The following is a 13,584-nucleotide window of genomic DNA, read 5'->3' as shown; positions in this document are numbered from 1 at the left end:
TGACTTGAGCTGACCGTTTCGTCACCCGGGGGAAAGGCACGGCAGTGCACCAGCAGGACGGCGCCGGACTGGCACCGAGTGATGCTCCGATCTACGCGCGCCTCGTCCTGGAACGCGGAGACGTGCCGACCGAGGTGCGCCGGGTCTCCGAGGCGGTCCTCCGGGAGGCGGACAGGGCCGTCGACTTCAGGTCGGTACGCCCCGCCGTCGCCTGAGCGTCTGCGCGAGCCGCAGGCGCCGCTTGGGGACTCAGCACGTGGGGCGGAACTGCGCCACGGTTGATTGTTGACCCTACGGAGCCGCCCCAGGCGGCCAGTGCGGCGAACTCGTCAAGGGCCAGGACGCATCGGGGGCCGGCTCGGTACGCAGGGCGGGACCGTCGTGGTGTTCCTCCACCCAGGCGCGGTCCGCCTCGGTGATGTGTCGTGGATCCAGGCGAAGGCCCGGCACTCCCGAGCGGCAGCAGCGAATCCGCGCCGAGGCCGCACTTCCCACTCTCAGGGGAAGCGCCGCGGCTCGCACGCCTTGGTGATAGCGACTGCGGAACGGCTCCGCCTCGGAGAGGCGGAGCCGTTCCGGGTGGGACTTTGTCGCTCAGGCGCGACTGTGGTGGCGCTTGTTGCCGGTGATCAGACGGTAGAGGACGGAGAGGATGAGGGATCCGATGATGGCGGCGATCCAGGTGGAGAGGTCGAAGAAGCCGTCGATGGAGTCGACGCCGAAGATGACCTTGCCGAGCCAGCCGCCGAGCAAGCCGCCCGCGATGCCGATGAGGGTTTCTGGGTTCCTCGGTCACCCGTTGGTGATGCGCTCGATACTGACGGTCCGCACATCACCCGAAGGGACCCGAGCGGCCCAGAAGCCCCCCAAAGCACCTGACGGTCACGATCGACTTCGACCTCCAGACGGAGGGGGCGACCGTCACGTAGCAGCGAGCCGCCATAGCGTACGGGCGGGCCTGTCGCAGATCCGCCAGACTCTGATCGACCTGCACGCCGAAGCGCGATGGGGCCTCTGCACTGGTGGGCACGGACGGAATCGAACCGCCGACGTCACTGCGGTCCGAGTGTGGCACGCGTGCTCAGAGCTCGACGCGTTCGATCGCGACGTCGTCAGCAGGCGCTCCGTAGCGGCGCACAATGTGTCGCGGCCGAAACGGAAGCGCGCAAGCCAGGCTCCAGCAGCTGGCACAAGCTACAGGGGAGAGCCCCGCCACGCGCGGTCGGACCGCAGCAACATCATCCGCTACGCAAAGCCCAGGCTGTCCAATGGGCCGGGGCTCATCCTCTCCGGCACCTTCCCTGAGCTGCCCGGTGATCCACTCGTCACGAACTCTCTGTGAAACGGACGGACCAGGCGTACCCGCTCAAACCGTTGTGCGGAACTCGCCTGACCTCTCTGACCTGGCAACTGTCGTGGGCGTACTTGAGGGCGAACCGGTCCAGGCGCTGCGCGTCGGTGAGGTCGTCCATGGACAGAGGCGCTCCGACGACGAGGTCTTCGTGAAGAACTTCACCCGGGGCGGCTCCGTTCGAGCAAGCCGAGCAATCATGCGTATTCGATAGGGCCATACGCCTAGTGTCCTCCACACGCGGGGCCTATGACGGCTTCGGAGCCTCAGGAGAGGGGTTTCGCAGTCCCGGGCGGGGCGCTGCAGCACGAGACCTTGAACTGTGGGCAAGCGCAGCGGGCTGCGGCCGGGTCACCCCTGGCGGGGCGTACGTACCCGGTGTCGCTCGGGTCAGCCGTACCCGTGACCGGAGTACGACGCCTCGTCCGGCGCTCGGTACGTCGCCGATACGACCAGGTCACCCCGCTGGCAAGCCGACCTCGGCGCCCGCCGGCGCGACTATGCCGCGGACAGTTACAGGACGCTCCATGAAGGCCCGGGAAGGACGGGTGCCGTGAAACGTGGCCTGATGTCCGTCGACCAGTGCGGGTGCGTCACTGAGCGCGACGGATACGGATCGGACCACGGGCCTCGGCCGGCTCGACGGGGTGGCCGCCTTGGGTGATTTCGACCTCTCCGGCTGCGACCAGCCGCCGGGCCGCGCGACGGGCCGGTTCCATGAGCGCCCGCCAACCGTCGTCGCCCCCCGCGTACACCGCCCGCGCGGCCTCGGAGGGACAGATCGTCGCGGACGGGCCGCGACGCTGCAGCAGCTCAACGATGGCTCGTTCCAGGCGCCGGTCCATCTGCCGGTCGATGTCCGTCACTCCTTCAGTATCGCCACCACGGACGGACACCAGGACATCGGCCGCCATCATTGCCTCCGGGGCGGTACCTGCGCAGATGCGCCTGCTGGCGACGCGCGGACGGCCCGCTCGTGGGGCGCGGTGGGGCCGGGGCTCATCTATGCCCGCAGGAGGTGCCGACTGGAACGTCCGGATCAAGCTTCCCGATCCCACGGGACTCGACGGGCCACCGAGCGCGGTCCGCAGTCATTTCTTTCGCTCGGGAGCTGGGCGTAGCCGGTGCTGCGTGTCCTAAGCCGAGCAGGATTGCCCAGGAGAGGCTCAAGACAGCCCGGGCGCCCCGGCCCGTGCGGCCGGGGCGTTGACGGGCTACTGGTCGCGCATGCCCCACGGGGAGCCGTACGCGGTGAGCAGGTCCAGGTAGGGGCCGGGCGCGAAGGCTTCGGGGCCGAGGACGCCGGTGCCGGCCCAGCTGCCGTTCGCCAGAAGTTCCAGGGCGACGACCGGATTGATGGCGGTCTGCCAGACCACGGCCTGCGAGCCGTATTCGGTCATCGACCACTCGTTGTCGACGACGTGGTACAGGTACACCTCGCGCGCACGGCCGCCCTTGGTTCCCTTCACCCAGGTGCCCGCGCACGTCTTCCCGCGCATACGGTCACCGAGGGTTGCCGGGTCGGGCAGGCAGGCCGCGACGACATCACGCGGGGAGACCTCGGCGCCGCCGGGCAGGGTCACCTTCTCGGTGCGGTCCAGCCCCAGCTTGTGCAGTGTCTTCAAGGTCTCGATGAACTCGTCACCCAGTCCGTACTTGAAGGTGACCCGCTTGGCGTCCACCCAGCGCGGGATCAGCAGCACCTCTTCGTGTTCGACGTTGACACATTCGACCGGCCCGATGCCCTCGGGGAAGTCGAAGGCCTCCGGCTCGCTGAAGGGAGCGGTCGTGAACCAGCCGCGGTCCTTCTCCCAGACCACCGGCGGGTTCAAGCACTCCTCGATCGTCGTCCAGATGGAGAACGACGGAGCGAAGTCATAACCGTCGACCGTCAGGTTCGCGCCGTCACGAACCCCGATCTCCTCGATCTCGTCGAAGAGTTCCTCGGCAGCGTAACGTGCGAAGACGTCCGAGAGACCGGGCTCCACGCCGACGCCGACGAGCGCGAGCAGGCCGGCCTTCTCCCACTCGGCGGCGCGGTCGAACTGTCCGTCGCCGAGCTTGGTCCAGCATTCCTCGTACGGTCGATCGGGGTGGGGTGAGGACAGTGACATCGCCATGTCCAGGTAGTGCGCGCCGGCCGCCAGCGCGGCCTCGAACAGCGGCATCACGAACCGCGGGTCGGTCGCGTTGAGCAGCACATCGCACCGCTCCTGCCGCAGCAGGTCGGCGACCGCCTCCTGGTCCGAGGCGTCGATGCGCGCCGCGCTGAACCGTTGCCCGCCACCGGGCAGTGCGGCCACAGCGGATTCGGCCCGGGAGACGTCGTAGTCGGCGACGACCATGTGGTCGAAGAAGGAGCGGCGGGCGGCGATTCTGGTTATTGCGGTGCCCACGCCGCCCGCGCCCACAAGCAGTACTCGCATGTAAAGGTGCCTTCCCACGGGGAGGCCGAAGCCCTGGACGGCTCATGGAACGGGCCCGCCCCAAAGAGCGTCAACTGCGTTGGCATAAGGTGGGGCCGAGACGAGACAGGGAGTCGCCATGGCGAAGAAAGTGGTGCGGGAGACAGACCGGCGACGCAGGAAACCGACCAAGCGGGGCGTCGTCCTCACCGAGCAGCTGATCGTGGAGACCGCGCTGCGCATGCTGCACGAGCACGGCCGGGAAGGGCTGACGGTGCGGCGCCTCGGTGTGGCGCTCGGTGCCGATCCCAGTACCCTGTACCGCTACTTCCGCGGCACGGACGACCTGACTCTGGCCATCGCCGACGAATTGATCGGGCGCGCCATGCGGGGGTGGCGGGCCACCGGCGACTGGCGCGCCGACCTGCGCGAGGTCGGACTGCGCATCCACACCGCCTACCTCAACCACCCGGAAGCGGCCGTCCTCACGGCCAGCCGCGTCAGTGGCCGGGTCAACGAGATCGCCACCGACGAGTCCGTCCTCGGCATTCTGCGCTCCGCCGGCTTTCCCGATCCCGACGCGGTACGCATCTACCAGGCGTTCATCGACCAGACCCTCGCCTTCGCCGCTCTCGACGCCGCCAGCCTCGCTCTCCCCGCATCGGCACGTGCGGCCGACGAGGAAGTCTGGGGCGCCACCTACGCCCGGCTGTCCCCCGAGACCCACCCCAACATCGCGGCCACAGCGCCCCTGTTGGTGGCGCGCATGAACGACAGTGCCTACCCCACCGCCCTGGAGATGCTGCTCGACAGCGCGACGGCACGGCTCGAAGCCGGCTGAGCCGGCGGGTCAGGCACTTTCGCCACCGCCGGCCCCATGCCGTTCCCGGCGGCTCCCCCAGCGACGCCGCCGGGGTCGTCGCTCGCGAGGAAGGCATCAGGCGACTCGGCTCTCGCTACGACGAACCACCCACCGCCGAAGACCACGCCTATCGGGAGTCAGCACACAGAACTCGTGACCGTCCGGGTCGGCCATCACCACCCGGTCGACGTCCCCTTGGCCGATGTCGATGCGCGTCGCCCCGAGAGAGGCCAGCCGGTCGACCTCCGCCTGCTGGTCACCGCCGGCCGGCGGAGCGAGGTCGAAGTGCAGTCGTTCCTTCCCCGTCTTCGGCATCAGGGGTGGACCACCCCACGTCGCCTTCGGGCCGCCGTGCGGTGAGCGGATCGCCGTCTCCTGGTCCCGGTCCCAGACCAACGGCCAGCCCAGCGCTCGGCTTCAGAAGTACCCGGCCTCCTGGGAACCGTCGCCCGCCAGCGCCCCGACGAATCCGCACTCGGCCAGGAAGCGGTTGCCCGGCTCGATGACACAGAACTCGTTGCCCTCCGGGTCGGCGAGCACCACATGCCCATCCTCCGGGCGTCGGCCGATGACGATGTGCCGGGCGCCGAGTGCGAGCGCCCTCTCCACCACTTGCTTCTGGTCGTCCAGGGACGTGCTCGTCAGATCGAAATGCATGTGGTTCTGGCCCCTCTTCCTTTCCTGGGTCGGGAGGAAGCGGAGCCGGAAGCCGGTGTCGTCACTGGGCAGCAGCGTGATGCCGGCGGAGGAGTCCTCGGTCTTCTCCCAGCGGAGAAAGGCCGCGAGACCGTCCGGCGCGGCCCGCACCCAGCGCATCCGGCGCTGCTCCGCCTCGGCCGCTTCCTCCGCCAGTTTCTCCTGGACCCGCCCGGAGCCGGTCAGCCCCCGATCCGCCAGGCATGCCGTGAGCGCCGGTCCGTCCAGCAGTCCACACCCAAGGAGTGGGCGGGGATCCCCTCCTGGGAGTGGCATCGGGCGGGCGTAGAAGACAAACGCGCCTCGGCAATCGTGCGGGCCTGCCGCTGCGCATCGCGCTGGAAGAGGCCGCCGGCATAGACCTGCCCGACGCCATGCGGCGCATTCAGCTGGTGCCCGGGATCGGACCGTGGACCGCCGCGGAGGTGCTACAGCGCTCCAACGGCCCACCTGACGCCCTCACCCTTGGCGACCTGCACCTGCCCGGATACGTCGGCTGCGCCCTCACCGGCCGCCGCGGCCTGGCGACGCAGGCATGCTGGAGCTCCTCGCGCCCTATGCCGAGCAACGCCACCGGGCAGCCCGGCTCATCCTCCTCAATCCTCCTCAGCGGAGGCATTCCCTCCCGGCGCGACCCCGAGCACCCCTTGGACACATCACGCGCCTGTGAAAGGCACCCGGCTCCATGAACGTGCAGCTGCGTGTTCATGGTTAGAGCGGGGGCCGACAGGCAGGCTGACGGCGACCCCGTTTGATCGTGGCGAGAGATGCGCGCTCAGGCGCAGGCGCCATGCACGTCTGTGAGAACCATGGTGCTTCGGGTGAGGCTGAGGGCTTGGAGCGGAAGCGGGGTTTCTTCGACCAGTCGGCAGCCCCGTAGCCCGACGCCAGGGTCGGAGTGGCGAAGCAGCTGGGGTTCTCGTCCTTGGTGACGCCGTCGGCGGAGAACGCAGGCCCGCGAAGAGGACGGGCATCCTGTCCCGCTGGGGGAAGGCGGTCATGCTTTGAATTGCGTGGCCGTGCCCTCGGCCGGAAGCTCGGTATGGCGTCGATCTCCGACCGGCGTGACGTAACTCCCGCCGGTCGGAGATCGACGCCACCGCTACTGATCGGTACCGTCCACGGGAACAGCGCATGCCGATCCCGGTACACGGGATGACATCGCCACCTTGAGGCCGCCCGCCCGCACACGACAGGGGACATCGATGTTCCGCAAGGTATTGGTCGCCAACCGGGGCGAGATCGCGATCCGCGCCTTCCGCGCGGCGTTCGAGCTCGGCATCTCCACCGTGGCCGTTTTCCCCTACGAGGACCGCAACTCGCTCCACCGGGCCAAAGCCGACGAGGCCTACCAGATCGGCGAAAAGGGCCACCCGGTGCGGGCCTACCTCTCGGTCGAAGAGGTGATCAAGGCCGCCCGCAAGGCCGGTGCCGACGCCATCTACCCCGGATACGGTTTCCTGTCGGAGAACCCCGACCTCGCCGCCGCATGCGCCGAGGCCGGGATCACCTTTGTCGGCCCTCCCGCTTCCGTGCTGCATCTCACCGGGAACAAGTCCCGCGCGGTGGCGGCCGCCCGCGAGGCCGGAGTTCCCGTACTGAAGTCGTCGGAGCCGTCCACGGACGTGGAGACGCTGATCGGCGCGGCCGACTCCATCGGGTTCCCGGTGTTCGTCAAGGCGGTCGCCGGCGGCGGCGGGCGGGGAATGCGGCGCGTCGCCGAGCCCGGCGAGCTGCGGGAGGCGATCGACGCGGCGATGCGCGAGGCGGAGTCGGCGTTCGGCGACGCCACCGTCTTCCTGGAGCAGGCCGTCATCAACCCCCGCCACATCGAAGTGCAGATCCTCGCCGACGCCAACGGGAATGTGGTGCACCTGTACGAGCGTGACTGTTCGGTGCAGCGCCGCCATCAGAAGGTCATCGAGATCGCGCCCGCGCCGAATCTCGACCCGGAACTGCGCGCGCGTATCTGCGCCGACGCCGTCGCGTTCGCCAAGCACATCGGATACGTCAACGCGGGGACCGTGGAGTTCCTGGTCGACGAGCGCGGCAACCACGTCTTCATCGAGATGAACCCGCGTATCCAGGTGGAGCACACGGTCACCGAGCAGGTCACCGGACGGGACCTGGTGATCGGGCAGCTGCGGATCGCCGCGGGAAAGACACTTCCGGAACTGCGCCTGACGCAGGACGACATCGTCCTCACGGGCACGGCCCTGCAGTGCCGTATCACCACCGAGGATCCCGCCAACGGTTTCCGTCCCGACACCGGCACCATCTCCGCGTACCGTTCCCCGGGCGGCCCCGGTGTACGGCTCGACGGCGGCACCGTCCACACCGGCGCCGAGGTGTCTGCCCACTTCGACTCGATGCTGGTCAAGCTGACCTGCCACGGCCACGACTTCGCCAACGCGGCCCGTCGCGCACGGCGTGCGATCGCAGAGTTCCGTATCCGCGGAGTCGCCACCAACCTGCCCTTCCTGGGCGCCGTGCTCGACCACCCCGGCTTCCGCGAAGGCCGTATCACGACGAGCTTCATCGCCGAGCATCCGGAGCTGATCCGGGCGCGCCCCTCGGCCGACCGCGGAAGTCGCATGCTCACGTATCTCGCCGAGACGACAGTCAACCGTCCTCACGGCCCGCGCCCCCAGGTCATCGACCCGGCCGCCAAGCTCCCTCCCGCCTCACTGGGCAGAGCACCCGCCGAAGGCTCCCGGCAGCGCCTCGCGGCGCTCGGCCCGGAGGCGTTCGCAGCGGAGCTGCGTGCGCAGCGGGCCGTCGCGGTGACGGACACGACCTTCCGCGACGCGCACCAGTCCCTGCTCGCCACCCGGGTGAGGACGCGCGACCTGCTGGCCGTCGCCCCGCATGTCGCTCGCACGGCGCCGGAGCTGCTGAGCCTGGAGTGCTGGGGCGGTGCCACCTACGACGTGGCCCTGCGATTCCTCGCCGAGGATCCCTGGGAGCGGCTCGCGGCCCTGCGGGAGGCGGTGCCCAACATCTGTACGCAGATGCTGCTGCGTGGGCGCAACACCGTCGGCTACACGCCTTACCCCGTCGAGGTGACCGAGGCCTTCGTCGCCGAGGCAGCGGCGACCGGCATGGACATCTTCCGGATCTTCGACGCGCTCAACGACGTCTCGCAGATGCGTCCCGCCATCGATGCCGTCCGGTCCACCGGCACCGCGCTGGCCGAGGTCGCCCTGTGCTACACCGCGGACCTGTCGAACCCTGCCGAACAGTTGTACACGCTCGACTACTACCTGCGCCTCGCGGAGCAGATCGTCGAGGCCGGCGCGCACGTACTGGCCATCAAGGACATGGCCGGCCTGCTGCGGCCGCCCGCTGCCCGCACCCTGGTGACCGCACTGCGCGAGCGCTTCGACCTTCCGGTCCATCTGCACACCCATGACACGGCGGGCGGACAGCTCGCGACGCTGATCGCCGCGATCGACGCCGGCGTCGACGCCGTCGACGCCGCCGTCGCCTCGATGGCGGGCACCACCAGCCAGCCTTCCTTGTCGGCGCTCGTGGCGGCTACCGACCACACCGAGCGCGCGACCGGGCTCTCGCTCGACGCGGTCGGGGGACTCGAGCCGTACTGGGAGGCCATGCGCAAGGTTTACGCGCCCTTCGAGTCGGGACTCGCCTCGCCGACCGGGCGGGTCTACCACCACGAGATCCCCGGCGGACAGTTGTCGAACCTGCGTCAGCAGGCCATCGCGCTCGGCCTCGGCGACCGCTTCGAACTGATCGAGGACTGCTACGCCGCCGCCGACCGGATGCTGGGCCGGCTGGTCAAGGTGACCCCCTCCTCCAAGGTGGTGGGAGACCTCGCCCTGCACCTGGTCGGAGCCGGCGTACAGGCGGCCGACTTCGAGTCCGACCCCGGCAAGTTCGACGTTCCGGACTCGGTGATCGGATTCCTGCGCGGCGAACTGGGCGACCCGCCCGGCGGCTGGCCCGAGCCGTTCCGTACCCGCGCACTGAAGGGCCGCCCTGCGCAGGCCGAGACCCCGACTTTGTCGGACGAGGACCGCGAGGGACTGGGCCGGGAGCGGCGGGCGACGCTGAACCGGTTGCTGTTCCCCGGCCCGACCAGGGAGTTCGAAGCCCACCGCGAGGCCTATGGCGATACGTCAGTTCTGCCCACGCAGGACTTCTTCTACGGTCTGGAGCCGGACACAGAGCACACGGTCACGCTCGGGGCCGGTGTCACGCTTCTGATCGAGCTGGAGGCGATTTCCGAGGCCGACGAGCGGGGCTTCCGTACGGTGCTGGCCACGCTCAACGGCCAGTTGCGCCCGGTGTCGGTGCGGGACAAGTCCGTCGCCACCGAGGTCAAGGCCGCTGAAAAGGCCGACCGCGGCAACGACCGGCATGTCCCCGCGCCGTTCGCCGGTGTCGTGACGCTCCAGGTGGACGAGGGCTCTACGGTGTCGGCGGGTCAGACGGTGGCCACCATCGAGGCGATGAAGATGGAGGCTTCCATCACTGCCCAGTGCGCGGGCACGGTCGCGCGACTGGCGATTGGAAAGATCCAGCAGGTCGAGGCGGGCGATCTGCTCATCGAGATCGGCTGACGTCCGCTCGCGCGGGTGTACGCGGCCGGCCCGGGTGAGTCCCTGGGCCGGCCGCCCGCGTATAGAAGTTGGCCGGCCGTACGCCCCCCATCGCTGCGCCGCGGGTGCCAATGCTGACCTTTTGTTGACCCCTGCTTGTTCGGAATGTCCCTGACCTGCACGGACACGCGAAGGTCGCGCTACGCGAGTGCGTTGACCTGGCGCTTTGGGCATTGGCCTCGTTCTCGAGAGGTGTGGGTGTCGGGGCCCTTTGCCCGGCGTGTGGAACCGGCGGCCATCACGCGAGATCCAGCCCCCGCCCATGTGCGAAATTCGTTTGGCGCACCGGCGCCCGCTCATCCACTTCGGACCTGACCGCCCGGGTACGGCGATCGTGTCCCCTGTCGTGGTGTAGGGGATCAAGGCGGTGAGCCTGGGCCGGTGCGCCCAGCATGTGCTTCCGCTGCTCCGGTTCGTGCCCCCTGAACAGGCGACGGCCATCGTGCAACGCTCCGGGAAAACGGCTAAGTCCAACCCGGGGAGTGCACGATGGCCTTGTCCCAGTCTGACCTGTTGCGGCTGCTGGAGTCACTACGTGCGGCGGATGGAGTCGAGACAATCCGCGCGGTGTGCGAACGCATTCTGCAGGAACTGATCGAGGCGGAGGCCACCGCCCGGATCGGCGCCGAGTGGAACGAAGCACACCGAGTCCCGCACCACCTGGCGCAACGGGCACCGCGAGAAGACGCTGACCACGCAGGCCAGCGATGTGGAGCTGGCGATCCCGAAGATCCGGGCGGGGAGCTTCTTCCCCTCGCTGCTGGAGCGCCGCCGCCGGATCGACCGGGCCTTGTATGCGGTGGTGATGGAGGCATACGTGCTCGGGGTGTCCACCCGCCGCGTCGATGACCTGGTCAAAGCCCTGGGCGCGGACACCGGCATCTCCAAGAGTGAGGTCTCGCGGATCTGTGCCGGGATGGATGCGGAACTGACGGCTTTCCGTACCCGGCCGCTGGATCACACCCGCTTTCCCTATCTGTTCTTGGACGCCACCTACGTCAAGGCCCGGGTGAACCACCAGATCGTCTCGCAGGCCGTGGTGATCGCCACCGGCGTCAGCGAGCAGGGAAACCGCGAGGTGGTCGGGGTGATGGTGGATGACAGCGAGAGCGAGGCGTCCTGGACCGCGTTCTTACGCAGCTTGCGCGAGCGGGGGCTTTGCGGGGTGCGGTTGGTGGTTTCCGACAGCCAGTCGGGGCTGGTCAAGGCCCTCCGCAAGGTCATGTTCGGTGCCGGCTGGCAGCGCTGCCGGGTTCATTTCGTGCGCAACGTCTTCTCGGTGATCGAAAAGGGTACCGGGGAGATGGTCGCCGCGACCATCCGCACCATCTTCGCCCAGCCCACCGCTGAGGCAGTCCGGGCCCAGCTGGATACTGTCGCCGACATGCTCGGCAGACAGTTCCCCAAGGTCAAAACCATACTGCTGGAGGCGAAAGAGGACCTCACCGCCTTCGCCGACTTCCCCCAGCAGCACTGGAAAAAGATCCAGTCCACCAACCCGCTGGAACGGATCAACCGCGAGATCAAACGCCGCACCGACGTCGTCCAAGTCTTCCCCAACCCCGAGGCCGTCCTACGACTGGCCACCGCAGTGCTGGCCGAAATGCACCACGAATGGATCGCCTTCCCCCGCCGCTACCTCTCCGAAGAGAGCATGGCCACCGTCTACGCCACCGCTGACACCGAGGCCCTCCCCGGTACTACCGAGGGCTGATCCCCTCCACCACGGCAGGGGGACACGATCGACTAAAACCGCTCATGTGCGATGCCGGACCATGTGCAGCTCACCCGGCCGCACGGCAACCGGGTCAACTCGCCGGGCTGGTCAGGACGCAGTTCGGATAATCGTTGTCCGGATCGCCGACGGCGGTCCAGAGCTTCAGGACCTTGCCTTGCCTCAAGGCGGCGTAGGAGTCGGGCTCCCGCTCACCCGTTTCGGGGTGAGCGACGTCGAAGGTCACACCGACGAAGCTTTGCTTCTTGTTGGAGTCTTGCTCCCAGGTGCCTGTTCCGGACCCGGTCAAACCCTCGTCCCAGCGGTAGGCAATGCAGACTTTATCGGCGATGAACGCCCCGTCCGGCTTCAGCGTGAGGGTGCCATCGTGGGCATCGGTCCACGTGGTCGAAAGTTCGGCCGACTTCAGAACGACCGGTTCGCCTTCGGGCGGCGGCATGACGGTCAACCTGCCGCAGGCCGTCAGGGCGAGGGCCATGGCGACCAAGATCAGCGCAGTACGACAGGAACGCAACACACTCAACCCCTAGCGGTTTCCGCAGGCCGTGCGTGCGCGACCGGTGGGCTCAAGAACTCATGCCGTACCCTGGCACAGAGTTTGAACACGTTCAAGTCGTAATTGACGGCGGCCACTCTTCACGAGGCGTGAGGCGGTACGGCAGCGAAGTACCGCAACCACAGCGGCCGATCGCGGTCGGGCCGCAAATAGCCCATGGATCACCTTCTTCGTGAACCGCTTCCTGGCCCGGCGCACGCGACGGTCCATGCCATCACCACTTGACGCGACGGGCACCGCGACAGGTTGCTGACCACCCAGGGCAGAGAACAGCTGCCCGCCGCTACACCACACCAGGGGACATGACCGGTACGGCCGCGACGCGGAGTTCTCCGGCGGGCCGGCCCGACAGCCCGTCAGGGCAGCCCGGTCAGTCAGGCGGGGGGACGACATCACCGCGCTGCCGCCGGGCGCGGAGCACCATTTCCAAGTGGAAGCGGCGGTCCGGGTCGTCCAGGTCCTCGCCCCACAATTCACGAAGCTGTCTCAGCCGGTAGCGCACGGTCTGCGGGTGGACTCCGAGCCGGTCGGTCACCCCCGGCGCGCCATCCCGCGTCTCCAACCAGGCCAGCAGGGTCTCGGCGAGACGGTGGGCGTGCGCGGGGCCGCCGGTCTCGCTCAGATGGGCCAGCCGCCGCGCCAGATCGTCGATCAACCCACCTGAGGGCGCGGCTGCTCGCCCTCCATGTCGAGCAGCAGGCCTCACTGTCAGTGCGGATCGCTACGCTGAATGGCTGAAGGCTGCAGTCTCCTAGATCTCAGGTCCCGACCGTCGCGGGAAGACCGGTAGGCATGGGGGCAGTTGCGAGGATTGCTGGCGAACGGGCTGGCGATGTGCTTTGACAACCGGCAGATCCAAACCGCGGTGCAAGGTGGCCCGGAGTCTGACGAGCCGTTGCTCTGTCCGACCGATCCGGTCGATCTCGACTTCTTCCGTGAGGAGTACCACGGTGAGTCGGTCTGGTGTGGTGTCCTGCTCGGTTGATGCGGTGGGCAACTGACGACGAAGCGGTGCAACAGCCGCGTGAGCCACTTCGCTCACTTCCCCTGGTCCTCATAGGCTGTTGCCCGAATGCGGGGCGTCGTGCCCGCGGGGCCAGAAGTGCCGACCATCTGTACGCCAAGGCCGCCAACCACGCGTGGTTGCGTCGTCAGGGGCACACGCCGCGATACCACTTCATTGTGCGAGACGACACACCCGTTGGCTCCGTGGTGGAGATCGAGTTGGACGGCCACACCCTGCGCTGCCAGCATCGCGGCCGGGCACCCGGGGCCAAGGAAAGGAGCAAGGCCGCCGCTGCCGCTGCGAGCAACTCAGGTACGGAAGTTCCCGCGCAGACTCCCGTCAACGCCTGAC

The 13,584-nt window shown here is 68.5% G+C and carries 7 protein-coding genes and 5 pseudogenes; 5 read left to right on the top strand and 7 right to left on the bottom strand.

The genetic code is table 11. The annotated features are described in order from the left end of the window. Positions 1 to 44: 44 nt before the first annotated feature. Positions 45 to 215, top strand: coding sequence for a hypothetical protein (locus tag AC07FK_RS30900; RefSeq protein WP_479108236.1), 171 nt, complete (start codon positions 45 to 47; stop codon positions 213 to 215). Between the two features lie 379 nt (positions 216 to 594). On the opposite strand, the pseudogene AC07FK_RS30895 reads toward AC07FK_RS30900, so the two are convergent. The 4 genes and pseudogenes from AC07FK_RS30895 to AC07FK_RS30880 all read right to left on the bottom strand — a co-directional run. After that, positions 595 to 774 (bottom strand): annotated as a pseudogene (locus AC07FK_RS30895) (GlsB/YeaQ/YmgE family stress response membrane protein); the annotation flags it as partial. Between the two features lie 551 nt (positions 775 to 1,325). Beyond that, positions 1,326 to 1,472, bottom strand: coding sequence for a hypothetical protein (locus tag AC07FK_RS30890; protein WP_479108235.1), 147 nt, complete (start codon positions 1,470 to 1,472; stop codon positions 1,326 to 1,328). 472 nt (positions 1,473 to 1,944) lie between these two features. After that, positions 1,945 to 2,217, bottom strand: a complete 273-nt coding sequence (locus AC07FK_RS30885) for a DUF3253 domain-containing protein (protein WP_479108234.1) — start codon at positions 2,215 to 2,217, stop codon at positions 1,945 to 1,947. Positions 2,218 to 2,565: 348 nt separating this feature from the next. Beyond that, positions 2,566 to 3,777, bottom strand: coding sequence for a saccharopine dehydrogenase family protein (locus AC07FK_RS30880; protein ID WP_479108233.1), 1,212 nt, complete (start codon positions 3,775 to 3,777; stop codon positions 2,566 to 2,568). Between the two features lie 118 nt (positions 3,778 to 3,895). Between AC07FK_RS30880 and AC07FK_RS30875 the strand changes: the two genes are divergently transcribed. Beyond that, positions 3,896 to 4,597: a TetR/AcrR family transcriptional regulator gene (locus AC07FK_RS30875; protein ID WP_479108232.1), complete on the top strand. Its 702-nt coding sequence runs from the start codon at positions 3,896 to 3,898 to the stop codon at positions 4,595 to 4,597. Positions 4,598 to 4,693: 96 nt separating this feature from the next. Here AC07FK_RS30875 and AC07FK_RS30870 read toward each other — a convergent pair. Further along, positions 4,694 to 5,434, bottom strand: a pseudogene (locus AC07FK_RS30870) (VOC family protein). A gap of 117 nt (positions 5,435 to 5,551) precedes the next feature. Between AC07FK_RS30870 and AC07FK_RS30865 the strand changes: the two are divergent. The 3 genes and pseudogenes from AC07FK_RS30865 to AC07FK_RS30855 form a co-directional block, all read left to right on the top strand. Further along, positions 5,552 to 5,984, top strand: a pseudogene (locus AC07FK_RS30865) (DNA glycosylase family protein); the annotation flags it as partial. Between the two features lie 535 nt (positions 5,985 to 6,519). Further along, positions 6,520 to 9,897, top strand: coding sequence for a pyruvate carboxylase (locus AC07FK_RS30860; protein ID WP_479108231.1), 3,378 nt, complete (start codon positions 6,520 to 6,522; stop codon positions 9,895 to 9,897). A gap of 528 nt (positions 9,898 to 10,425) precedes the next feature. Beyond that, positions 10,426 to 11,650 (top strand): annotated as a pseudogene (locus AC07FK_RS30855) (IS256 family transposase). Between the two features lie 94 nt (positions 11,651 to 11,744). On the opposite strand, the gene AC07FK_RS30850 reads toward AC07FK_RS30855, so the two are convergent. Continuing rightward, the gene (locus AC07FK_RS30850; RefSeq protein ID WP_479108230.1) at positions 11,745 to 12,149 is read right to left on the bottom strand and encodes a hypothetical protein; all 405 of its coding nucleotides are present in this window, start codon (positions 12,147 to 12,149) and stop codon (positions 11,745 to 11,747) included. A gap of 448 nt (positions 12,150 to 12,597) precedes the next feature. Beyond that, a pseudogene (locus AC07FK_RS30845) lies at positions 12,598 to 12,882 on the bottom strand (helix-turn-helix domain-containing protein); the annotation flags it as partial. Positions 12,883 to 13,584: the final 702 nt, after the last annotated feature.

This window comes from Streptomyces sp. NPDC046122 (assembly GCF_056429965.1).
The sequence above is the reverse complement of the archived record's forward strand: the minus strand, read 5'-3'. Positions and strand labels throughout refer to the sequence as shown.

Coding starts and splice junctions, on each gene's coding strand:
- AC07FK_RS30890 (WP_479108235.1), bottom strand. CDS start 1,472: ATGGACGACCTCACCGACGCGCAGCGCCTGGACCGGTTCGCCCTCAAG.
- AC07FK_RS30880 (WP_479108233.1), bottom strand. CDS start 3,777: ATGCGAGTACTGCTTGTGGGCGCGGGCGGCGTGGGCACCGCAATAACC.
- AC07FK_RS30875 (WP_479108232.1), top strand. CDS start 3,896: ATGGCGAAGAAAGTGGTGCGGGAGACAGACCGGCGACGCAGGAAACCG.
- AC07FK_RS30860 (WP_479108231.1), top strand. CDS start 6,520: ATGTTCCGCAAGGTATTGGTCGCCAACCGGGGCGAGATCGCGATCCGC.
- AC07FK_RS30850 (WP_479108230.1), bottom strand. CDS start 12,149: ATGGCCCTCGCCCTGACGGCCTGCGGCAGGTTGACCGTCATGCCGCCG.